19 protein-coding genes and 5 tRNA genes are annotated in these 21470 nt (G+C 68.6%); 10 read left to right on the forward strand and 14 right to left on the reverse strand.

What is annotated here, in order from left to right; genetic code table 11:
- Nucleotides 1–64: 64 nt before the first annotated feature.
- The 5 genes from ABYX71_RS03670 to ABYX71_RS03690 all read left to right on the forward strand — a co-directional run bounded on the left by ABYX71_RS03670 (nucleotide 65) and on the right by ABYX71_RS03690 (nucleotide 5647).
- Nucleotides 65–140, forward strand: a tRNA-Glu gene (locus ABYX71_RS03670).
- A gap of 213 nt (nucleotides 141–353) precedes the next feature.
- Nucleotides 354–1469 (forward strand): HlyD family secretion protein, encoded by a 1116-nt coding sequence (locus ABYX71_RS03675; protein ID WP_372695038.1) that lies wholly within the window; start codon nucleotides 354–356, stop codon nucleotides 1467–1469.
- On the forward strand, nucleotides 1466–3400 hold the full coding sequence (locus tag ABYX71_RS03680; protein ID WP_372695040.1) for an ATP-binding cassette domain-containing protein: 1935 nt from the start codon (nucleotides 1466–1468) through the stop codon (nucleotides 3398–3400). The genes ABYX71_RS03675 and ABYX71_RS03680 overlap by 4 nt, the downstream gene beginning before the upstream one ends.
- A complete protein-coding gene (locus ABYX71_RS03685) occupies nucleotides 3393–4520 on the forward strand; it encodes an ABC transporter permease (protein WP_372695042.1) in 1128 nt (375 codons plus the stop codon). Before ABYX71_RS03680 ends, ABYX71_RS03685 begins: the two co-directional genes overlap by 8 nt.
- Nucleotides 4520–5647, forward strand: a complete 1128-nt coding sequence (locus ABYX71_RS03690; protein ID WP_372695044.1) for an ABC transporter permease — start codon at nucleotides 4520–4522, stop codon at nucleotides 5645–5647. Before ABYX71_RS03685 ends, ABYX71_RS03690 begins: the two co-directional genes overlap by 1 nt.
- Nucleotides 5648–5665: 18 nt before the next feature.
- On the opposite strand, the gene ABYX71_RS03695 is transcribed toward ABYX71_RS03690, so the two are convergent.
- The 3 genes from ABYX71_RS03695 to ABYX71_RS03705 all read right to left on the reverse strand — a co-directional run bounded on the left by ABYX71_RS03695 (nucleotide 5666) and on the right by ABYX71_RS03705 (nucleotide 8497).
- Nucleotides 5666–7225, reverse strand: coding sequence for an AAA family ATPase (locus tag ABYX71_RS03695; protein WP_372695046.1), 1560 nt, complete (start codon nucleotides 7223–7225; stop codon nucleotides 5666–5668).
- Nucleotide 7226: 1 nt separating this feature from the next.
- Nucleotides 7227–7745, reverse strand: coding sequence for an Hsp20/alpha crystallin family protein (locus ABYX71_RS03700; RefSeq protein ID WP_372695048.1), 519 nt, complete (start codon nucleotides 7743–7745; stop codon nucleotides 7227–7229).
- 137 nt (nucleotides 7746–7882) lie between these two features.
- Complete coding sequence (locus ABYX71_RS03705; protein WP_372695050.1) at nucleotides 7883–8497, reverse strand: glutathione S-transferase family protein; 615 nt, start codon at nucleotides 8495–8497, stop codon at nucleotides 7883–7885.
- Between the two features lie 80 nt (nucleotides 8498–8577).
- Between ABYX71_RS03705 and ABYX71_RS03710 the strand changes: the two genes are divergently transcribed.
- Nucleotides 8578–9582 carry a helix-turn-helix transcriptional regulator gene (locus tag ABYX71_RS03710; protein ID WP_372695052.1) on the forward strand — a complete coding sequence of 335 codons (1005 nt, stop codon included), beginning with the start codon at nucleotides 8578–8580 and terminating at the stop codon, nucleotides 9580–9582.
- A 9-nt stretch (nucleotides 9583–9591) separates the two neighbouring features.
- Here the strand turns inward: ABYX71_RS03710 and der are convergent, their stop codons facing one another.
- Genes der through ndk form a run of 8 tightly spaced genes read right to left on the reverse strand, consistent with a single transcriptional unit; the run spans nucleotide 9592 to nucleotide 17439 of the window.
- On the reverse strand, nucleotides 9592–10995 hold the full coding sequence (gene der / locus ABYX71_RS03715; protein ID WP_372695054.1) for a ribosome biogenesis GTPase Der: 1404 nt from the start codon (nucleotides 10993–10995) through the stop codon (nucleotides 9592–9594).
- Between the two features lie 7 nt (nucleotides 10996–11002).
- On the reverse strand, nucleotides 11003–12223 hold the full coding sequence (gene bamB, locus ABYX71_RS03720) for an outer membrane protein assembly factor BamB (protein ID WP_372695055.1): 1221 nt from the start codon (nucleotides 12221–12223) through the stop codon (nucleotides 11003–11005).
- 4 nt (nucleotides 12224–12227) lie between these two features.
- The gene (locus ABYX71_RS03725; protein WP_372695057.1) at nucleotides 12228–12851 is read right to left on the reverse strand and encodes a YfgM family protein; all 624 of its coding nucleotides are present in this window, start codon (nucleotides 12849–12851) and stop codon (nucleotides 12228–12230) included.
- Nucleotides 12848–14134 (reverse strand): histidine--tRNA ligase, encoded by a 1287-nt coding sequence (hisS, locus tag ABYX71_RS03730; RefSeq protein WP_372695059.1) that lies wholly within the window; start codon nucleotides 14132–14134, stop codon nucleotides 12848–12850. Before hisS ends, ABYX71_RS03725 begins: the two co-directional genes overlap by 4 nt.
- Nucleotides 14135–14145: 11 nt before the next feature.
- Nucleotides 14146–15081, reverse strand: coding sequence for a RodZ domain-containing protein (locus ABYX71_RS03735; protein ID WP_372695061.1), 936 nt, complete (start codon nucleotides 15079–15081; stop codon nucleotides 14146–14148).
- Nucleotides 15078–15896 (reverse strand): type IV pilus biogenesis/stability protein PilW, encoded by an 819-nt coding sequence (gene pilW / locus ABYX71_RS03740; RefSeq protein ID WP_372695063.1) that lies wholly within the window; start codon nucleotides 15894–15896, stop codon nucleotides 15078–15080. The genes ABYX71_RS03735 and pilW overlap by 4 nt, the downstream gene beginning before the upstream one ends.
- A gap of 5 nt (nucleotides 15897–15901) precedes the next feature.
- Nucleotides 15902–16996, reverse strand: coding sequence for a 23S rRNA (adenine(2503)-C(2))-methyltransferase RlmN (gene rlmN / locus ABYX71_RS03745; RefSeq protein WP_372695065.1), 1095 nt, complete (start codon nucleotides 16994–16996; stop codon nucleotides 15902–15904).
- An 11-nt stretch (nucleotides 16997–17007) separates the two neighbouring features.
- Nucleotides 17008–17439, reverse strand: a complete 432-nt coding sequence (gene ndk, locus ABYX71_RS03750) for a nucleoside-diphosphate kinase (RefSeq protein WP_372695067.1) — start codon at nucleotides 17437–17439, stop codon at nucleotides 17008–17010.
- Nucleotides 17440–17588: 149 nt separating this feature from the next.
- Between ndk and ABYX71_RS03755 the strand changes: the two genes are divergently transcribed.
- The 4 genes from ABYX71_RS03755 to ABYX71_RS03770 all read left to right on the forward strand — a co-directional run bounded on the left by ABYX71_RS03755 (nucleotide 17589) and on the right by ABYX71_RS03770 (nucleotide 17977).
- Nucleotides 17589–17665: transfer RNA gene (locus ABYX71_RS03755), tRNA-Pro, on the forward strand.
- Nucleotides 17666–17701: 36 nt separating this feature from the next.
- Nucleotides 17702–17779 (forward strand) — tRNA-Arg (locus ABYX71_RS03760).
- Nucleotides 17780–17803: 24 nt separating this feature from the next.
- Nucleotides 17804–17879, forward strand: a tRNA-His gene (locus ABYX71_RS03765).
- Between the two features lie 22 nt (nucleotides 17880–17901).
- A tRNA-Lys gene (locus ABYX71_RS03770) sits at nucleotides 17902–17977 on the forward strand.
- A gap of 60 nt (nucleotides 17978–18037) precedes the next feature.
- Here ABYX71_RS03770 and ABYX71_RS03775 read toward each other — a convergent pair.
- From ABYX71_RS03775 to ABYX71_RS03785, 3 genes are all read right to left on the reverse strand, one after another.
- The gene (locus tag ABYX71_RS03775; RefSeq protein WP_372695069.1) at nucleotides 18038–19534 is read right to left on the reverse strand and encodes an AMP-binding protein; all 1497 of its coding nucleotides are present in this window, start codon (nucleotides 19532–19534) and stop codon (nucleotides 18038–18040) included.
- Between the two features lie 42 nt (nucleotides 19535–19576).
- On the reverse strand, nucleotides 19577–20749 hold the full coding sequence (locus ABYX71_RS03780) for an acyl-CoA dehydrogenase family protein (protein WP_372695071.1): 1173 nt from the start codon (nucleotides 20747–20749) through the stop codon (nucleotides 19577–19579).
- Between the two features lie 39 nt (nucleotides 20750–20788).
- Nucleotides 20789–21470 (reverse strand): E3 binding domain-containing protein (locus tag ABYX71_RS03785; protein WP_372695073.1); only part of this gene is annotated, 682 nt, incomplete at its 5' end.

Consider the following 21470-nt stretch of genomic DNA (forward strand, 5'->3'; position numbering starts at 1 on the left):
CGATCCCGCCTGGCTCCACCAAAATTCGCCCCACCGGCCCGACGCCGGTGTGGCGCCGGCCTACGTCCCCATCGTCTAGAGGCCTAGGACACTGCCCTTTCACGGCGGCAACAGGGGTTCGAATCCCCTTGGGGACGCCATTCCTCCGGCGTCAAAAAGAAACCGCCCCCCTGGGGCGGTTTTTCGTTCCGGGGAAGTCTTTTTCAAAGGCGCAACGCCTGCCACACCCCGCGTGGCCCGGGCCAAGACATTCTTGAGCCACATCAACGCCAGCCGCCTGTTTCGTTGACGGACGCCCGCGCCGGGCGCCACCCTTGCCGTGCATGTCACCCCCCGCAGGACCTGGCTCCCCCATGCCGCGCAACTCCCTTCTTCTTGTGGCCGCCGCCGTCGTGGCCATCGGCGCCGTCGGCATCCTGGCGTGGCAGGCCCTGCATGAGGACTCCATACCCGGCCAGATCGAAGCAAGCGGTCGTATCGAGGGCCGCATCACCCTGGTCACACCCAAGGTCAACGGCACCGTGGCCGCCCTGCCAGTCGACGAGGGACAGGCGGTGCAGGCCGGCGCGCTGCTGGTCCGGCTGGAAGAACCCACGCTGCTGGAGCGGCGGCGCTCGGCCCGGGCACGCACGGCGGCACTGGAGCGCCAGCTGCAGGCCCAGCGCATCGACTACGACGTGGCGCAGCGCGAGCTGCCATTGAAAATCGCACAGGCCCGGTCAGCGCTCACGGAGACCCGTGCACGCCTGGCGGCGGCCCGCGCCGATCGCACCCAGGCCGACACCGACGCCGAGCGGCTCGCCGCCCTCGCGGCGCGCCAGCTGACGTCACCGCAGCAGGCGGAAACGGCGCGCCTGCGGGCCAACGTGGCGGCCAAGACCGAACAGGCCGCGCGCGCCGCGGTGACGGCGGCGACAGACACCCTCGCCCTGGCTCAACTGGGCGATCGCCGGCTGGCGGCACTGCACGAGGGCATCGCCGGCCTGGAACGCCAGGTCGAGCAGGCGCGGGCGCAGGCGGCCGAACTCGACACCCAGATCGGCTATCTGGACATTTCGAGCCCGCTTTCAGGCGTCGTCCTGACGCGCAGTGTCGAGCTCGGCGAACACGTGGCGCCCGGCAGCCCGCTGTTCTCGCTGGTGAATCTTGATCGTCTGTATCTGAAGGTCTACGTACCCGAGCCGCTGATCGGCCGCGTCGCACTCGGCCAGAGCGCCGAGGTACGCGTGGATGCCTACCCTGACCGCGCCTTCCCCGCCACCGTGACCAAGGTGGCGACATCCGCCGAGTTCACCCCCAAGAACGTCGAGACCAAGGAGGAGCGGGTCAAGCTGGTGTTCGCGGTCGAGTTGTCGTTGACGGAAAACCCCGGCGGCGTGCTCAAGCCCGGCATGCCGGCCGACGGGCGCATCGATACCGGCGCCACCGCGGCGCAGGCGCACAGCGGACCCGGCGCCACCACGCCGTGACCGAGGCACAGCCGGCCGTCATCCGTCTGGACGGCCTGCACAAGACCTACGCGCGCGGGCGCGTGCTGGCCGTGGACGGTGTCTCGCTGAGTGTGCCGCGCGGCCACGTGTACGGGCTGATCGGCCCCGACGGCTGCGGCAAGACGTCGATCGTGCAGGTGCTGGCCGGCGTGCTGTCGGCCGACGCCGGTCATGCCGAGGTGGCGGGCATCGACGTGCTGCGCCGGCCCGAGGCCGTCAAGCCGCTGATCGGCTACATGCCGCAGGGCCTTGGACTGAACCTGTACGACACCCTCAGCGTGGCGGAGAACATCGCGTTCTTCCGCGCCCTGCGCCAGGTGCCGCCCACGCGGTTTCGTGACAACGCCGAACGCCTGCTGGCCATGACGCGCCTGTCACCCTTCCTGGACCGCCCGGCGGGCAAGCTGTCCGGTGGCATGCGCCAGAAGCTGGCGCTGATCTGCACCCTCATCCACCTGCCGGACATCCTGCTGCTGGACGAGCCGACCACCGGGGTCGATCCGATCTCGCGGCGCGACTTCTGGAGCATCATTCACGATCTGGTCGCCACGCGCGACGTGACGGTGCTGCTGACCACCTCCTACATGGACGAGGCCGAGCGCTGCACCCGCGTCGGCCTGATGAACCACGGCCGCCTGATCGCCGAAGGCACGCCGGCCCAGTTGTGCGAGGCACTGCCGGGCCGGCTGGTCAGCGTCAGCGGCGCGGCACCCCAGACCGTGCTGCCGCGGCTGGCTGCCTGGCCACAGACACTCGCCACGGCGCTGTTCGGGCGCGAGGTGCACGCCCTGCTGGACGACGGCAGCATCGACGTTGCCGCCCGGCTGCAGGCCGATGGCATCGGGCCGGTCGAGGTACAGGACATCCCGCCGGGGCTCGAGGACGTGTTCGTGCACCGCGTGGCGCACGGCGGCGCCGGTGTCGACGCCCCGCCCCCCGTCCTGAGCGCCGGCAACGCCGACACGACCGTGGCACCGGTTCGTACCGACACGCTCACCTGCCGTTTCGGCAGCTTCACTGCGGTCGATGCGGTGGACCTGGCCGTGGAGCCAGGCGAGATCTTCGGCCTGCTGGGACCGAACGGCGCCGGCAAGACCACGCTGATCAAGATGCTGTGTGGCCTGCTGCGGCCGAGCGCCGGCCGGGCCCAGGTGCTCGGCATCGACCTGTCACGCGGGCGCGACCGCCGGCGCCTTCGCGCCCGCATCGGCTACATGTCGCAGCGTTTCTCGCTGTACCGCGACCTGACCGTGCGCGCCAACCTCGACCTGTACGCCGGCCTCTATGCCCTGCCACGCGGCCAGCGCGCAGAGCGCATAGACACCCTGCTGGGCGGACTCGAGCTGTCCACCTACGCGCAGCGCGTGACGCGCGACCTGCCCTCCGGGCTGCGCCAGCGGGTGGCGCTGGCCGCCGCCCTGCTGCACGAACCCAGGCTGCTGTTCCTGGACGAGCCGACCTCCGGCGTCGACCCGCTGGCGCGGCGCGAGTTCTGGGATCTGGTGCACCTGCTGGCGCGCGGCAGTCGCATCACGGTGCTGGTGTCGACGCACTACATGGACGAGGCCGAGCACTGCGATCGGCTGGGCCTGATGCACCAGGGCCGGCTGATCGCCGTCGACGCGCCGGACGCGCTGCGCGCGCGTGCCGGCCGCGAGGGCGGTCCGGTGGTGGCGGTCGATGCCAGTGACTTCGCCGCCGCCTACCAGGTGCTGCACGAGGCGTTCCCGGACGCCATGCTGTATGGCCGGCGCATCCAATGGCAGACCGCCACGCCGGACACGGACACCGACCGCGCACGCACCCTGCTGGCCGGGGCACAGGTCGACGGCGATCTGCGTCAACTCGGCCTGACGATGGAAGAGGCGTTCGTGCACTTCGTCAGCCGCAGCGAGGCGGACCATGCCTGAGCCGCTGCACCGCACGGCGGCCATCGTGGTCAAGGAAACGCGCGAGCTGCTGCGCGACCCGATCTATCTGGGCCTGTCGTTCGTCATCCCGATGGTGATGATCCTGCTGTTCGGCTTCGGCCTGTCGCTGGACGTGAAGAACCTGCCGCTGGTGTTTGCCGACCACGACCGCTCGCCCTACAGCCGCGATTACATCGACGGCTTCACGCACTCGGAATACTTCACGTTGGTCGGCATCGAGACCGATCCCGCCACGCTCGAGCGCTGGCTGCGCTCCGGCCGGGCGCGGGTGATCATCGACCTGCCGCCGGATTTCGGCCGGCGCATCGCCAGCGGTCGGCCGGTGAATGTCGGCGTCACCATCGATGGCTCCTTTCCCTCCCGCGCCGGCGTCATCAACGGCTACGTCGCGGCCATCAACGCGCTCCACAACCAGCGCCTGCTGCGCCAGGCCCGCGGCACCGACAGCGTCCTGCCGGTGCAGATGGATCTTTCGGTCTGGTACAACCCCTCGCTGGAGAGCAAGAACACCATCGTGCCGGGCCTGCTGGTGCTGATCCTGATGCTGTTCCCGGCCATCCTGGGCGCGCTGCTGATCGCCCGCGAGAAGGAATCCGGCACCATCTTCAACTTCTACGCCTCACCGGTGCGGCGCAGCGAGATCATCCTCGGCAAGCTCCTGCCGTATCTGGCCGTGGCCCTGCTCGACTACCTGCTGATCTACGCCGTCTCGCGGCTGGTGTTCGACGTGCGCTTCGTCGGCAGCGTGGCGCTGCTCAGTGTGGGTGCGGTGCTGTACTCGGTGTGCACCATCGGCATCGGGCTGCTGATCTCCATTCTGTGCCGCAGTCAGCTGGCCGCCATGCTGACCACCTTTCTGGTCACCGTGACCCCGGCCTTCAACTACTCCGGCTTTCTGACGCCCGTGGCCGCCATGGACGAGGTCGGCCAGCTCATCGCCCAGTTCATCCCGGCCACGCATTTCATGACCGTGGTGCGCGGCTGTTATCTGAAGGGGCTGGGGCTCGATTTCTACTGGCCCAACCTGGCCGCGCTGTGCCTCTACGCGGCGGTGGTCTACGCCCTGTGCGGGGCACTGCTGCGCAAGAGGATCGGCTGATGTGGGGTCGCCTGGGGGCCATGGTGCTCAAGGAGTTCCGCCAGCTGGCCGCCGACCGGGCCATCGTGCTCATTCTGATATGGGGCTTCCTGGGCGCCGTGTACATCGCCGGGCGCGCCGTCTCCATGGACATCAACAACTACCCGGTGGCAGTGCTGGACCTGTCGCGCAGCAACGAAAGCCGCGAACTGATCGCCCGCCTGCGCGCCCCCTACTTCAAGGTGGTCACCCAGCTGCGCAGCGACGCCGACCTGACCGACACCCTGGACCGCGGCGCCGCCAGCGTGGCGCTGGTCATTCCCCCCACCTTCGCGCGTGACGTGCAGGCCGGCGAGGGCCGGTTCCAGGTGATCTCGGACGGCACGCAGTCGCAGATGGCCACGTTGGCCGGCGGCTACATCACCCAGCTGGCGGGCGACTACAGTGTCGCGCTGCTCGAACGCCGGCGCGGGCCAACCGACCGCCTGCTGGCCAACCTGCCGCAGGTGGATGCGCGACCGCGGGTCGAATTCAACCCCAACATCACCTCGGCGTGGTTCACCAGCCTGCTGGAGCTGTTCAACATGATCACCATGATCTCCATGCTGCTGACCGCCGCCGCCCTGGTGCGCGAGAAGGAGCATGGCACGCTCGAGCAGCTGCTGGTGAGCCCGTTGCGACCGGCGGAGCTGTTCGCCGCCAAGATCATCCCCACCGTGGTGGTGGTGCTGGTGCTGTCGCCGGTGTCGTTGTTCGGCATCGTCGGCGGTGTGTTCGGCACGCCGCTGCGCGGCAGCGTGCTGCTGTTTTACGCGGTGTCCGTGCTGTACATCACGTCGGTGGCCAGCCTCGGCATCTACATCGCCCTGCTGGCGCGCAACCTGGCGCAGGCCATGATGGTGCTGTTCCTGATTCTGTTTCCCATGCTGTTCCTGTCCGGCGCCACCACGCCGCCGGAAAGCATGTCACCGTGGATGCGTTACGCCACGCTGATCTCGCCCATGCGCTACTACATCGACTTCGGTTACCAGGTGCTGTTCAAGGGCAACGGCCTGGCCTATGTCTGGCACGACATCCTGGGCATGCTGGTACTCGGCGGGCTGATGTTCGGCTTCTCGGTGCTGCGTTTTCGACGCGTCCTGGGCTGACACCGCACCGCCGGTCGGTCAGCACGGGCGCAGCGGTGTCGGCACGCGATACGGCGCGGTGGTGTCGATGACAATCACGTGTTCGCGCTCACGTTCCGTCACTGGCCGGTAGCCGGCCTGCTGGGCCTCCAACACCGTGGCCGTGCCCTCGGAAGCATCACCGCAGCGCGCCGCCAGCCGCTCGCGCAGCACCGATTCCGGCGCACGACACGACACGATGTGCAACGGGACGTGCAGCTGACTGGCCAACCGTGCGAAACGTTGCCGCTGGCCGGCCGCCAAAAAGCTGGCATCCACCAACACCGGCCAGCCGGCCCGCAGAAGACCGCGCGCCAGCTGCGCCAGGCGCCGGTAGGTACGGGCGGTCACCTCGGCGTCGTAGGCTCCCTCCCCGACCCCCGACTGGCTGCTTGCCAGCGCGTTCAGACCCAACAGGCGCTTGCGCTCAACGTCCGAGCGCAAACGGATCAGCGGCAGCCGCTCGACCAGCCAGTCGGCGTAGCGGGTCTTGCCGGAACCGGTCAGACCGTGGGTAATGGCCAACCACGGCCGACGTGGCCGACGGATGGTCTCGGCCAGCCGCATACAGCTCGCGCATTCGCGCAGCGCTGCCATGCGCCGGCCGGGCACCACCGCGCCGCCGGCACGCATCAGCGCCACCTTGGCCCGCACCAGGGCCCGGTACACCTCGAAGAAGTCGACCAGCGGCACGCCGTCGTAGTCTCCGGTGTGCTGCAGGTAGCGGTCTCGTACGCGCCGGGCCAGGTCCGGCCGCCCGCGCCGCGCCAGGTCCATGGTCAGGAATGCCAGTTCGCCGTGCACGTCCTGCCAGCGCAGTGCCGGGTCGAACTCGATGCCGTCGAACGGCAGCGGCGTCCCGTCGAACCACACGATGTTGCCCAGATGCAGATCACCGTGGCACTCGCGCACCCGACCGCCGGCGCGGCGGCGCGTAAGCAACGCACGACGACGGTGGTATTCGTCCTCGCTCCACGCCGCCAGCCGTGCCAGACGGGCGCGACTGCGCGGCCCGCCGTCGGCGGCCAGCACCGAAAAGTTGTCGCGCGCCGCCCGCCGCAGATCCCGCGGCCGGCCGAACGGCGACTCACGCGCCGCCGCCGGCAGGTCAGCGTGAAAACGCGCCAGGCGGGCAACCAGTGCATCCAGCTGTCCTGGCTCGAGGCGTCCGTCGCGCAGCAGGTGATCGAACTGCGCCGCCGCCGGGAACCTACGCATCTTCACGGCGTAGTCGATCACGCGGCCGGGGGCCTCGAAGCGGGGCGCACCCAGGCGCCCGGTGACCGGCACCACCGCCACGTACAGCGCCGACGCCAAGCGACGGTTCAGGCGCAGTTCTTCCCGGCAGAAGTGACGCCGCGCGGCCAGGCGCGTGAAATCCACGAACCCGAGATCGACCGGCTTCTTGAGCTTGTAGGCATCGCCACCGGCCAACAGCACCGCCGAGATGTGGGTCTCGATCACCCTTACCGGCTTGCCCTCGTGGGCCAGTGTGTCCACCAGCGCCGCCACCATGCGCCGCCAGGCGGACAGTCGATCGGCCGCCAACGTGCCAGACAAGTCAGGCGCTTTTGATGTCTATCTTCTTCACCTGGCTGTGGGCCTGCGGACTCTTCGGGACCGTGATGCTGAGCACACCCTTGCTGAAGCCGGCACTCGCCTTGGCGACGTCGGCGTCACCCGGCAAGCGGAAACTGCGCGTGAAGCTGCCGAAACTGCGCTCGGTCAGGTGATACCCCTTGTCCTGTTCCTCGCGCTCGGCACGCTTCTCCCCGCGCAGGGTGAGCAGGTCGTCCTGGACCTCGACGCTGATGTCGCTCTCGTCCAGGCCGGGCAGTTCGACACTGATGAGGTACCGGGCGTCCTGCTCGGTCACGTCCACCGCCGGCACCAGATCGCCACCGCTCAGGCGACGCAGCGGCTCAATGTCGAACGGCCGGCGCAGGGACGACCAACGCGGAAAGTCGGTAAAGAAATCGTCGAACAGGCTGTCCCACCGCTCTCGCAATCCGGACATCTGCCGCCCCGCGGCCGTGTGGGTCGATTTCTTGACTTCGACGGGCTTGGATTTGTCATTCATGGCGCACCTCCGTTGCGGATGCGGCAGGCCCCGAAGCCCGCCGCCCCACTGAAAGGCTAGGCGCTCACGCGGCGCCCGCCATGACTGCAATCAGCCAACAACGGCCCGGCACCCTTGCCGGGCGCCGGGCCGAAGCCTTACTTCAACGACGGCAGCTTCTGCCAGGCCGGACGATCAGCCACGCGCTGCAGCCAGCCTGTCACGTTGCCGAACGTGTCCACGCCCAGATGCTTGTGGACGTCCGCCAGCAAAAGTACCGTGGACACATTGATGTCGGCGACGCTGAAACGGTTGCCGACGAGGTATTCACGCCCGGCCAGTGCATCGTCGAGCACCTTCAGCGGTGCCGGCAACACCCGAAGTGCCTCTTCCGCCAGCTCCGGCCGGCGCTTCTCCGGCGGATACAGCATGGCGTGGCGCAGGAAATTGACAACGAAGGTTTCGACCTCCAGCGACGCCCACAGCGCCCACTGCATGACGTGCCCCTCGTCCTCCACGCTGGCCGGCCACAGGCTACCCTGGCCGTACTTCTTGGCCACGTACATGGCGATGGCCATCGATTCCCACAGGATGAAATCGCCATCCTTGAGCGCCGGCACGTGCCCATTGGGGTTGATCTTCAGAAACTCCGGCGTGCGCGATTCACCCAGGGTCTGGTTGGTCTTGACGTGCTGATAGGGCACGCCCAGTTCCTCCAGCGTCCACAGGCAGCGCTGGGCGCGCGACATGTACTGACCGTAAAGCGTGAGCATGGGAAAACCTCCTCGGATGGGTGAAACGAGCCGGCGCAAGCGTGGCATGCCACCGGCGCACCGGCAAGCACACGCCCCGCATGGATGTAATATTTATCAGCATGGACCGCTTCGATCGTATCTACCGCCTGTACACCCTGTTCACCAGCAGCCGGGAGCCGCGTTCGGCTCAATCGCTGCAGGCTGACCTGGAGTGCTCGCGCGCCACCCTGATGCGCGCCATCGCCGAACTGCGAAGCCTGTTCGACGCGCCGCTCATCTGGGACACCGAGGCGCGCGGCTACCGTCTGGATGGCGCGGCACCGCGCACACAATTGCCGGGGCTGTGGTTCTCCGCCGACGAACTGCAGGCGCTGCTGCTGGTCCAGAGTCTGCTGAGCGGGCTCGACGAAGGCGTCATGCCGGAACAGTTCCATACGCTGCGTGGGCGCATCATGGCTCTGCTGGCCCGCGGCGGCGTGTCACCGCAGCGCGCCTCGCAGGTGGTTCGCGTCCTCACCGTCGCCGGCCGGCCCACCGACCCGGCCATCTTCCGCTCCGTGGTCAGCGCCACCCTGGCCGGACGGCAGTTGCGTTTTCGCTATCAGGCGCGCAGCACCGGCGAACACAGCGAACGCCAGGTCAGCCCGCAGCGCCTGTTCCGCTACCGCGACAACTGGTACCTGGGCGGCTGGTGTCATACCCGTCAGGGGCTGCGCGCCTTTGCGCTGGATGCCATCAGCGAGGCCAGTCACGGCGCCGATCCGGCGCACGTGTTGCCGGATGAGGAGGTCGACCGGCATTTCAATGCCAGCTACGGCATCTTCGGCGGGCCGGCTCACGAACGGGCCGTACTGCGCTTCGCCGCCAGTCGCGCCCGCTGGGTGGCCAGCGAGCGCTGGCACCCGGACCAGTGCGGTCATTGGCTGACCGACGGCCGCTACGAGTTGACGGTGCCCTACGGCGATGCAACCGAGCTGATCCTCGACATCCTGCGCTACGGCCCGGACGTGGAAGTCATCTCGCCCCCCGCGCTGCGCGCCGAGCTGGCCGACCGGCTGCGCCGCGCCGCAGCGCTGTACGACAACCCGTCGACGTCGCGCTGAGACCCGGCGTCAGTCGCGAAACAGCTTGCGACCGCGCCGCCGGGCGCGGTGACGACGCTCCACCTGGCGCGCCGTGAGCGTGTTCACGCGCCCGGCGTAGGGGTTCTCGCCCTGCCGGGTGACGATGCGTATGGGCGTACCGGTCAGGCCGAGTGCCTCGCGAAAGCTGTTTTCGAGGTAACGCAGGTAGTGCGCCGGCAGGCCGGCCACCTGGGTGCCGTGGATCACCACCGTCGGCGGGCTGTGCCCCCCCTGGTGGGCATAACGCAGCTTGGCCCGGCGGCCACCGCTCATCGGCGGCGGATTGCGCGTCACGATGGCTTCCAGCAGGCGCGTGAGTTCCGATGTCGGCACCCGTGTCAGCGCGCTGCTGTGCACCGCGAACAGCGAACGGGTCAGTGCCTTCAGCCCCCGACCCGACTTGGCGCTGATGAATTCCACCGGCGCGAAGCCGATGAACGGCAGGCGACGCTCCACCTCGCGCCGCAGCGCGGCGCGCGCAGGCTCATCCAGCGTGTCGGACTTGTTCACCGCCACCACCAGTGCCCGGCCGCGCTGCAGGGCCTGCCCGGCGATGCGGGCATCCTGCTCACCGATGCCGAGTTCGCCGTCGATCACCAGCGCCACCACCTGGGCCAGGTCGATGGCCTGCAAGGTCTTGATGACGCTGAATTTCTCGATCACCTCGTGCACCTGCGCGCGCCGGCGCAGGCCGGCGGTATCCAGCAACAGGCACTCGCGGCCGTCCAATTGCACCGGTACGCGCACGCAGTCCCGCGTGGTGCCGGGCACGGGGCTCTCGATGAGCCGCGACTGTCCGAGCAGGCGGTTGATGAGGGTCGACTTGACGGCGTTGGGTCGGCCCACCACGGCAAATACCGGACGCGTGTCCTCGGCCTCCTGCGTCGGCGACAGATCGGGCGGCGGGAAGGCTTCCAGGATGCCGTCGAGCAGGCTGCGCACGCCGTGACCGTGGCTGGCGGATATCGGCGTTGGCTCGCCCAGCCCGAGTTCGAAGAAGTCTGCCCGGACCAGGTCCGGGTTCAGGTGCTCCGCCTTGTTGATGGCCACCCGGACCGGCCGGCCGAGCGTGCGCAGGGTGTCGGCGATGGTGCGATCGTCGGCAGTCAGGCCGGCACGGGCATCGACCACCAGCAGCACCGCGTCCGCCTCCTGGGCGGCCGCCAGGGCCTGGTCGCTTACCTTGCCGGACAGCTGCGCGTCCTCGCCGAGCAGACCGCCGGTATCCACCACCCAGAACGGGCGCTCGCCGAGCTGACCGCTGCCGACCAGACGGTCGCGGGTCACACCCGGAAAATCAGCCACCAGCGCGTCGCGTGTACGCGTGAGGCGGTTGAACAGAGTCGACTTCCCGACGTTTGGCCGCCCGAGCAGCGCGATTACCGGTGTCACTGCAGGATCAACTGCCGGGTTCCAGCACGTACAGGGTGCCGCCTTCCGAGAGCACGTGGATGCGCCCGTTGTGCACCTGCGGCGGCAGCAAGAAAGCATCCTTGGTCGGTCGACTGCGTCCGAGCAAACGGCCGTCGTCCGTGCTCAGCCAATGCACGTAACCCTCGACATCGGCCACCGCCAGCACCGTTCCCAGCACCGCAGGGGCCGTCAGATGACGCCCCTCGAGCGCCTTCTGCTCCCAGAACACCTGCCCGCTGCGCTGGTCCAGGGCCAGCACCCGGTCATCGACATCTGTCAGGTACACGTTGAACGTGTCGGCCGCCAAGGCGCTGTCGCAGGATACTTCGCGCCCCCAGCCCAGCGCGCCACTGACCAGATCAACGCCACTGACGCGTCCCTGATAGGCAGCCGCGAAGACGGCGCTGTTGGCGATCACCGGTTGGCAATCCACGTCGACCATGCGTTCGAGGTCGGTCCGTCCGCGCGGGCGGGCAATCGGCACATCCCACAGGCTGCGCCCGGTACGCGGCTCGACCGCGGCCAGATGCCCGTCGGCAAATCCGTGCACCACCTGCAGCGCGGTCATGATCGGGGCGCTGCCGCCTCGCAGCGACAGCGTTGGCACGTCGCGGTTGATGCTCCACTTGCGCGCACCGTCGACACTGGAAAGCCCGTACAGATGACCGTCGCCGGTCGCTACCGCGGTGATGCCATCACGCGCTGCCGGCGGGGAGAGAATCTCGCTTTTGAGGTTTTCTCGCCAACGCTCCGAACCGTCCGCCGCATCCAGGGCAATCACCAGCCCGTTTGCGGTACCGACCAGCACCAGGCCATCTCCGGCGCCAACACCGCCTGTCACCACGGCCTTCAGGCGCGTACGCCACAGCCGCTTGCCGTCGCTCAGCGCGTGCGCGAACACGACGTCCCGGTCCTCACCGAGCGTGTACACCACATCGTCGGCGAACGCCGGCAGGGGCTTTGGAAAACCCTTTGGGGTGCCGTCGGTGACGCGGAACTTGGCCGCTGCCTCCACGGCGTACTCACCGCCAAGCGCGGGCAATTCCGCCTGCGCCTGCGGGGCATCGGCGGCCGTCAGGCGACCGGCGATGTTTTCCCCTGCCCGACTGGCGCCACGCGCCGCCCCCTTGCCGATATCCGCCACCGTGGCGCAGCCCGCCGCCAGCGCCAGACCGGCCACACACACCACGCGCAGCAACAAGTTCACGCTATTACTCACGGTTGCCCAGTGCATCGAGTTTGAGATTGATCAGCGCCGCCGCACCGGCATCACCGGTCAACCCCGCCAATGCCTGCTGATAATGGTCACGCGCCTGCGAAGACTTGCCCTCGGCCAACGCGATGTCGCCCTTGATCTCCTCCAGTACCGGCGACGGCGTGATCGCCTTGTCCGCCACGGCCTCTTTGGCCGCAGCGACATCGCCCCTGGCCAGCAGCACCCGCGCCAGGCGCAGACCCGCAAGCCCCCGGTCCGCCGGCTCCGCGGCGTTCGCCACGACCCAGCGCAGGTGGCGCTCGGCCACGTCCAGATCACCGTCCTGTACCGCCTGGCGTGCCTGGTCCAGCGCGGCGAAGGCGGCATAACTGCTTGCCGGATACTGTTCGCGCAGCTGCTCGGCCACGTCGGCGGCATCGTCTGCCTGCGCCGGGGACGGCTGCTGATACGTGGCGTACAGCGCGGCCGCCTGCTGCGCCTGCTGGCCCTGATACTGGCCGTAGAACCGGCCACCGAGCAGGCCAACCACCACGGCTACCGCCACCACCACGGTCACTCGGCCGTACCGGTCCCACACGCGGCGAAGCTGTTCGATCTGATCGTCGTCCAAGGTACTCACGAAGCCTCCTCACTGGCCAGGCGGGCAACGGTAGCGATCACCGCGTCGCGGGGCACTCGCCGCTGGGTTGGCTCGCTGGCGCGTAGAAGGCGTACGGTGACCGTACCTTCCGCGAGCTCCTCCTCGCCGAGAATCAACGCCACGTCCGCACCCGCTTTGTCGGCGCGCTGCATCTGTTTTCCGAAGTTGCCGCCGGCATGGTCGACCAGCACCGTGGGCGCGTCGTCACCGGCCCGCAGGTCCTGCGCCAACCGCAATGCCTGGGCCCGACACGGGCCCGGCGTCGAAACCACGTACCACATGCGGCGCGGCTGTACCGGATCGATGCCGCTGACGGCCAGCAGCTCGATCAGCCGCTCCACGCCCAGCGCGAAACCGATGGCCGGTGTCGGCCGCCCGCCCAGTTGCTCGACGAGCGCGTCGTAGCGCCCACCCGCGCATACCGTCCCCTGCGCCCCGAGCGCGTCGGTAACCCACTCGAACACCGTACGGCCGTAGTAGTCGAGTCCCCGCACCAGACGCGGATTGACCGTGTACGTCACCTTCAGGTCATCGAGCAGTTCGCACAGGCGATCGAAGTGTTCGCGCGACGCGGCGTCGAGATGATCCGGCAAGCTCGGCGCCCCGGCGATCAACTCCGACAGCGCCGGATTCTTGCTGTCCAGAATGCGCAGCGGGTTGCTGTCCAGGCGCCGGCGGCTGTCCTCGTCCAGCAGGTCGAAATGCCCGCGCAGGTAGTCCTGCAGGTGCTCGCGATACACCGCACGCGCCTCGCGCGAGCCCAGCGAGTTCAGCTCCAGGCGCAGCCCGCCCAGGCCCAACTCGCTCCAGAACCGCGCCGTCATGGCGATCAGCTCGGCATCCAGCTCCGGCGCGGGGCTGCCGAAGCACTCGGCGCCGATCTGGTGGAACTGCCGGTAGCGCCCGCGCTGCGGACGCTCGTGCCGGAACATCGGCCCCTGGTACCACCACCGCAACAGCTGCCCCTGGAACAGCCCATGCTCGATACCGGCGCGCACGGCACCGGCCGTGCCTTCCGGTCGCAGCGTCAAACTGTCGCCGTTGCGGTCGAGAAAGGTATACATCTCCTTCTCGACGATGTCGGTCACCTCACCGATCGTGCGCGCGAACAACTCGGTCGGCTCGAGCAGCGGCAGGCGCACTTCGGCAAAGCCGTGGCGCTCCATAACCGCCCGCAGACGCTGTTCGACGGCGTGCCAGCGCGGCGTGACCGCAGGCAACAGGTCGTTCATGCCGCGCACGGCCTGTAGCTTGGAAGCCATGGGAATCTGAGTCAGGGCTGAGGAGAAGGCGGCGCCGCGACCGCTGCGGGCGGGCTGCCGAGAATCATGCGCACGACGTGCTCGCCGGCCGGCAGAGCCACCGGCGCGCCATTATAGAGAACCTCCACCGCCGGCGCGTTCCCCAGCAGTATGCGCAACGGCGGCACGCCACGCACCGTACGCTCGCGCCCCGGGCTGACGAGCTCGTAGATCAGGCGCTGACCGCCGCTGTCGGACACTTCGACCCAGCTCACCGCGCGGGTCTGCAGGCGAAGCTCGGCCAACCCGGCGTCGGTGCTGGGCTCCGCCGCCAGCGCGGGCTGATCGTCCGCTGCCGGCGCCGATGAGCCGGCGACATCCGCTGTCTGACCGACCGGGTCGGCAGCGGTGAACGGCACCTCGCGCGGTGTCGCCGTTTCGGCCGGCGACCGGACGTCCACGGGCGACGCATCAGGCCCTGACGTCGCGACCGGCGTCGCGGCCGGCTCCGGCGCGACCGTCGACTCCGATGGCGGAACGAACTCGGAAACCTCCGGCACGCGCTCGCGGTTCGCATCCGCCCACAGAGCGCCGAGCACCGCCAGCACCACCACGACCGCCGCACCACCGAGACGCACCAGCCACGGCCGCCCGGGATGAAGTTCCGGTGCGTTGCGCGCCAGCTTGCCGGGCTCGTCAAGCCGTGGTGGCGACACCCCCTGCAGTACCGTTGCCGCATCCACCCCCAGCAGGGCCGCGTAATTGCGCAGCTGGCCACGGGCGTAGGCAACGGCACCGAACGGCGCGTAATCGTCGGCTTCCAGCGCCTCCACCAGCGCCGGACGAATACGCAGACGCCCCGCCACCAGCGCCACTGTCCAGCCGCGCGCCTCACGCGCCTGACGCAGCTGCTGGCCAGCGCTGGCCTCCGGCGGTGCCGGCTCCGGAACGCGTTCGTCGGTACTCAATTCAACTCTTGCGCTTCGCGCGAGTCAGGAAAACGGTTTTTCAGCAACAGTCGGTAACTGGCGGCACGATCCAGATCACCCAGCGCGGTCTCCACGCGAACGCCCAGCGCCAGGCCGGCCGGTGTCTGTCCGGCGTGGCGCATGTAACGGCTCAGATGCCGGCGCGCAGTCCCCGCATCGCCCTTGTCCATGCTCAAGTCGGCCAGCATCAGGCTGGCCATGGCATAGCCGGGGTCGATCTGGGCGGCGGTTTGCAGGTCGATTTCCGCCCGCGGCGCATCCCCGTGTCGCAGCGCGCACTCGGCGGCATTGGTATATGCCATGGCCGGTGTGCGATACAGCGGATTGGCAATGGCGCAGCGGAACTGGGCGTCCGCTGCGCGCGCATGACCCTGATTGCACAGGTAAACGCCGTAGTTGTTGCGAATCTCCGGATCACTCGGTGCCAGCTGCAGCGCCCTGACGTAGTGCTGGCCGGCCTGATCGGGCTTGTCCAGACGCAACATCAGCAAGGCCATGGTCGCGTGCGCCTCGGCACTGCGCGGATTCAGCTCCAGGCTCTTTTCGAGTTCCTGCAGGGCCACGTCAAGCGCGCCCTTGCGCATGTAGCCGGCGCCCAGCGCCATCCGCAGTTCCGCCAGACGTTCCTTCTTGCCGACCTTGCGCTCCGGGTCCACGGACACCTGACTGCAAACGGCCATGTCGACCTGCGCCAGACGCCCACCGGCGGCATCGCGCAACACGGGCTCCCGGGGCTGGCTGGCGCAACCAGCGAGCATCAGCACGGTGACGAGAATCGGCAGCTGGCTACGCATACGACTCACGCAGACGGTGAAAGGGGGACGGCACGGCGGGCACGCGGCAATACCTGCCCGGCCAGCTGTCCGCAGGCGCCGGCGATATCGTCGCCGCGGGTCTTGCGCACGGTTGCCACCAGGCCGCGGCGCAGCAACTCGTCACGAAACTGTGCCACCGCCTGCGGCGGCGAGGTGCTGTACGGCAGCCCGGCCACGGGGTTGTACGGGATCAGGTTTACCTTCGCCGGCACCCGCGCCAGCAGCTTGGCCAGCGCCTTGGCCTGAGCCGGGTGATCGTTGACCCCGGCCAGCAGGGTGTACTCGAAGGTGATCCGGCGCCGCGAATCGCCCGCCACGTACCGGCGGCAGGCATCGAGCAACACATCGATCGGGTAACGGCGGTTGAGCGGCACCAGTTCGTCGCGCAAGGCGTCATCTGGCGCGTGCAGCGACACCGCCAGCGCCACCGGGCACTCCTCGCGCAGGCGATCGATCATCGGCACCACGCCGGACGTGCTCACCGTCACCCGGCGCCAGGACAGCCCGTAGGCCAGGTCGTCCAGCATGACGCGGATGGCCGCCACCACGTTGTCGAAGTTCAGCAGCGGCTCGCCCATGCCCATGAACACCACGTTGGTGATGGGCTTCTCGCGCGCCGGATGCGGCGGCAACAGACGGCTGGCGGCCCATATCTGGCCGACGATCTCGTCCACGCCGAGGTTGCGGTTGAATCCCTGACGGGCGGTCTGGCAGAAGCTGCAGTTCAGCTGGCAACCGACCTGCGACGACACGCACAGCGTGCCGCGGCGCGTCTCGGGGATATAGACGGTCTCGATGGCGCTGCCACCGGGCACCTGGAACAGCCACTTGCGGGTACCGTCGGACGCCAGGTGGTCGGCCTGCACCTGAGGCGCGGCAATCTGCGATCCCTGCGCCAGACGCTCACGCAGCGCCTTGCTCAGGTTGGTCATGGCCACGAAGTCGTCGCAGCCGCGGGCATGCAGCCACTGCAGAACCTGCCCGGCGCGAAACGGCTTCTCGCCGAGTGAGGCGAACAGCCCCTCCAGGCCCGGACGATCCAGGCCCAGCAGGTTGGTCTTGGCGGTGGCTGCGTCCAAGGGATCCCGGGTCAGCGGGTGCGCGGGCAGATCTGCCCGTCACCGAAGAAATAGGCGATCTCCGTGGCGGCGTTCTCGAGGCTGTCCGAGCCGTGCACGGCGTTCTCGTCGATGGTGCTGGCGAAATCGGCACGGATGGTGCCCGGTGCCGCCTTGGCCGGGTCAGTGGCCCCCATCAGGTCGCGGTGCAGCGCGACGGCGTTCTCGCCCTCGAGCGCCTGGATCATCACCGGACCGGAGATCATGAAGCTGACCAGGTCATTGAAGAACGGGCGCTCGCGGTGCACGGCATAGAAGCCCTCGGCCTGTTCGCGGCTCAGGTGCTCCATGCGCGCGGCAATGACCTTCAGCCCGGCCTGCTCGAAGCGGGAGTAGATGGCGCCGATGACGTTCTTGGCGACGGCGTCGGGCTTGATGATGGAAAGCGTGCGTTCAATGGCCATGGTGCGCTTCAAATCCAGATGGTTGCGATGAATTCCGGGAAGCGCGAATTCTAGCAGCTTGTCCATCCCGCCCGGCACGGCGTTGACCCTGCCGGGCGGGCGGCTGTATAGTTCGCACCCCGCGCAACCACGCGGGCCAGGCAAGATCTCGGGGTATGGCGCAGTCTGGTAGCGCGCCAGCTTTGGGTGCTGGATGTCGGGAGTTCAAATCTCTCTACCCCGACCAGTTTGCCCGGCGAATGGTGCAGGTTTCGGGTTTGCTGCGCCCGTAGCTCAGCCAGGATAGAGCAACGGCCTTCTAAGCCGTCGGTCGCAGGTTCGAATCCTGCCGGGCGCACCAGCCGTTGCCAGCAAGGGTTTTATGGTGGGCGTAGCTCAGTCGGTAGAGCCCCGGATTGTGGATCCGGTGGTCGTGGGTTCGATCCCCATCGCTCACCCCAATTTTGCAGCAGATGAGTTTTTGGGCCGCTAGCTCAGTTGGTAGAGCAGCTGACTCTTAATCAGCGGGTCGTAGGTTCGAGCCCTACGCGGCCCACCAATTACTCGAAAGAAAAACGGCGCCTCGGCGCCGTTTTTCTTTTCCGGGAAGCCAGCACGTTCACGCGTCGCCAGCCACCTCGTCGCGCAGCACGCGCTTCAGAACCTTGCCGGACGGGTTACGCGGCAGCGCGCCGCGCAGCACGAAGCGCTCGGGCACCTTGAAGGCGGCCAGCCGCGCCCGGCAATGGGCGCGCAGCGTGTCCTCGTCGAGCCGTGCGCCATCCCGCAGCACCACCAGCGCCACCGGCCGCTCCCCCCAGCGCGCGTCGGGCACGCCGATGACGGCGCACTCGGCGACCTGCGGCAGCTCGTGGATGACCCGCTCGACCTCCGACGAGGCGATGTTCTCGCCGCCGGAAATGATCATGTCCTTGCGGCGGTCGGTCAGGAACAGGAAGCCGTCCTCGTCGACGTGACCGACGTCTCCGGTGCGAAAGAAACCGTCGGCGAAGAAGCTCTCGGCGTTCTTCTGCGGCGCGTTCCAGTAGCCGGGCATCACCTTCGGCCCGCGCAGGCACACCTCGCCATCGCTGCCGGGCGGCAGGTCCTGGCCGCTTTCGTCACGAATGCACAGCTCCACGTGCGCGGTGGCGCGACCGGTCGAGCCGATCTTGGCCAGTTCATAGCCGGCCTCCATGATGGTGTCGCCGCCGCAGGTCTCGGTCAGGCCGTAACCGTCCACGTAACGCGCGCCGGTGAAGTACTCGGAGAAGGCGCGGATGCGCGACTCGGGCGTCTTCTCACCGCCGCCGACGCACCAGCGCAGGCTGGCCACGTCGTAGCGGTCGCGACCTTCCAGCGCCAGTATCCGCCCGGTCATGACCGGTGCCATCCATGCGCAGTTCAGGCGCTCGGCGGCAATGGCCGCCACGGTGGCTTCCGGGTCGAACTCACGGTGCACGCACAGCAGGCCACCCTGCCACAGCACATTGATCCCGGGCAGGTCCATGCCGCCGACGTGGTACAGGGGCCCCACCACGTTGCATCGGCTGGCGGCGCTCACGCCCAGCGCCAGCACGTGATCCATGTTCTTCCAGTAGAAATTGGCGTAGGTGTGCTGCACGCCTTTCGGGTGTGCGGTGGTCCCCGAGGTGTACATCAGGCGCATCAGGTCCTGCGGACCGCGCCCGGCTACCGGCGGCGCATCCTGGCCACCGAGCACCCGCGGATCGCGCTGCGCTGCCCGGTTGAACACCACCACCGCGTCGGTACCGCCGACACTGGCGGTCAACTCCTCGTCCACGCACAGCAGCCTGGCGCCGGAATCACCGACGATGTAGGCGACCTCCTCCTTCGACAGCCGGTAGTTGATCGGCAACAGCACGGCGCCCAGGTACGAGACGGCAAAGGCGATGTCGAGATACGCGGCGCTGTTTTTCATCAACACCGCCACCACGTCGCCCGCGCCCACGCCGCGCCCGGCGAACACCGCCGCCAGTGCCCGCAACCGCAGCGCCAGGTCCGCGTATGTGATGCGCTCGCCGTCGTAGAGCACCGCCTCGCGCTGCGGACTGACACGGGCGTGAAAATCGATGAAGGCGCTCAGATTGACCATCACTCCACCTCTCTGATTGTCGGTACGGGGCGTCCGCCCGGCTCAGTACCCGCGCGGCAGCCCCAGGTCATGCGTGGCGATGAAGTTCAGCACCATTTCCTCGGCCACCGGCGCGAACTTGAACAGGCGCGCGTCGCGCCACAGGCGCTCCAGGTGCGATTCGCGGGCGTAACCCATGCCGCCGAGCGTCTGCATGGCGTGCTCGATGGCCGACATGGCGGCCTGGGCGGCAATCAGCTTGGCGGTGTTGGCTTCCGACCCGTACGGGCGACCCTCATCGCACAGCCAGGCGGCATTGAGGTTCATCAACCGCGCCGTCTGCAACTGCGCATGCACCTGCGCCAGCGGGAACTGCACCCCCTGGTAGGCCCCGATGGGCGTGCCGCGGAACACCTTGCGCACGTTGGCGTACTCCACCGCCTGGCGGATGGCCATGTGCCCGGCGCCGATCAGCGCCGCCGTGGTGACGATGCGCTCGGTATTGAGCACCTCCAGCAGCTCGAACCAGCCGCCGTGGAGCGTGCCGACCAGCTCCTGTGGCTCGATGCGCACGTCATCGAAAAACACGCTGCACGAGGACAGCGTGTTGGTGCCCAGCTTCTCGATCGGCGCGAAAGTGAGGCCCGGGCGGTCGATGTCGATCATGAACATCGTCAGGCCCTCGGTGCGGCGGCTGACCTCCTCCACCTTCTTGGTGCGGGCCACCACCAGCATCTTGTGGCCCTCCTTGACGCCGGTGATCCAGATCTTCTGCCCGGACAGGCGCCAGCCGTCACCGTCGGCACGCGCGAAGCTGCGCAGCTCCAGCGTGTTCGAACCGGCATCCGGCTCGGTCAGCGCCATGCTGAAATTCATGCGACCGGCGGTCAGCTCCGGCAGCATCTGCGCCTGCTGCTCGGCACTGCCGTACCGCGACAGGGACACCCCGCCGAAGATGGGGTTGATCATGAACAGCTGTCCCAGGGTGGCACCGCCTCCGGTTGCCGCCAGGTGTTCGACGATCAGCGCCATCTCCTGCATGCCGAGCCCGCTGCCGCCGTGCTCCTCCGACAACGCCACACCACACAGGCCGGCATCGCAGATGGCCTGCCACAGCTCCTGCGGAAACGCCTTGGCGCGATCTTTCTCCAGCCAGTAGTCGGGACCGAAGTCGGCTCCGACGCGGTCGGCGGTGTCGCAGATCATGCGCTGCTCTTCAGTGAGATCGAAATTCACGGCGCGGTACCTTCGAAAAAGGGATTGGAAAGGGCGGCGTTACAGCAACACGCGCCGCGGGTCTTCGAGCGCGGCATGCAGCTGCACGAGGAAGTCGGCGGCTTCCACGGACGACCACACGGCGGCGTCGGCGCGCAGCGCCAGCGTGAGGCAATCGTCGACGAGGCTGCCGACACCCAGCGCCAGGGCACAGCCGGCCGGCCGGGCCGGCGCCAGCAGCCGCAGCGGGCCGCGACCGGCACTGGCGAACCACAGCTGCACCGCCGGTCCGTCAGACGTCGCGCCGGCCTGGGCCGCCCGCCAGGCGGCGAGGCCCTGCGACGCCTGAGTGGCCGACACCGGCGCGCCGTCACCGGCGGCACACATCGCCTGCGGTCGACGGGCCATCAGGGTGCGGGCCGCCAGGTAGAACACCAGGCTGCCGAGCCCGCCCTGCCCCGCCGGCAACCGGGCACGCCACTCCAGCAGTGCCCGCGCCGACACATCGGCCACCAGGAAGTGTTCGGCCGACGCGGTCGCCGTGGCGGGCGACGCCACCGCCTGCGGCAGCGCCGCATGCTCGGGCACGTCCGCCGCGCGGATGCGCCCGTTGGGCCCGCTGCCGATGACGCCGTTCAGTTCCACCCCGCGCTCGCGGGCCAGGCGCCGCGCGTACGGGGTGGCAACGACGCGCTGGCCGACCGCCGCGGGCGTGGCAGCCGGCACGGGCTCGGCCGCCGCG

Source organism: Immundisolibacter sp. (genome assembly GCF_041625615.1).
GTDB lineage: Bacteria > Pseudomonadota > Gammaproteobacteria > Immundisolibacterales > Immundisolibacteraceae > Immundisolibacter.

What these genes read in the sequence shown, in the direction of transcription:
- ABYX71_RS03675 (WP_372695038.1), top strand. Translation starts at nt 354, where the DNA reads ATGCCGCGCAACTCCCTTCTTCTTGTGGCCGCCGCCGTCGTGGCCATC.
- ABYX71_RS03685 (WP_372695042.1), top strand. Translation starts at nt 3,393, where the DNA reads ATGCCTGAGCCGCTGCACCGCACGGCGGCCATCGTGGTCAAGGAAACG.
- ABYX71_RS03690 (WP_372695044.1), top strand. Translation starts at nt 4,520, where the DNA reads ATGTGGGGTCGCCTGGGGGCCATGGTGCTCAAGGAGTTCCGCCAGCTG.
- ABYX71_RS03700 (WP_372695048.1), bottom strand. Translation starts at nt 7,745, where the DNA reads ATGAATGACAAATCCAAGCCCGTCGAAGTCAAGAAATCGACCCACACG.
- ABYX71_RS03705 (WP_372695050.1), bottom strand. Translation starts at nt 8,497, where the DNA reads ATGCTCACGCTTTACGGTCAGTACATGTCGCGCGCCCAGCGCTGCCTG.
- ABYX71_RS03710 (WP_372695052.1), top strand. Translation starts at nt 8,578, where the DNA reads ATGGATGTAATATTTATCAGCATGGACCGCTTCGATCGTATCTACCGC.
- hisS (WP_372695059.1), bottom strand. Translation starts at nt 14,134, where the DNA reads ATGGCTTCCAAGCTACAGGCCGTGCGCGGCATGAACGACCTGTTGCCT.
- pilW (WP_372695063.1), bottom strand. Translation starts at nt 15,896, where the DNA reads ATGCGTAGCCAGCTGCCGATTCTCGTCACCGTGCTGATGCTCGCTGGT.
- ndk (WP_372695067.1), bottom strand. Translation starts at nt 17,439, where the DNA reads ATGGCCATTGAACGCACGCTTTCCATCATCAAGCCCGACGCCGTCGCC.
- ABYX71_RS03775 (WP_372695069.1), bottom strand. Translation starts at nt 19,534, where the DNA reads ATGGTCAATCTGAGCGCCTTCATCGATTTTCACGCCCGTGTCAGTCCG.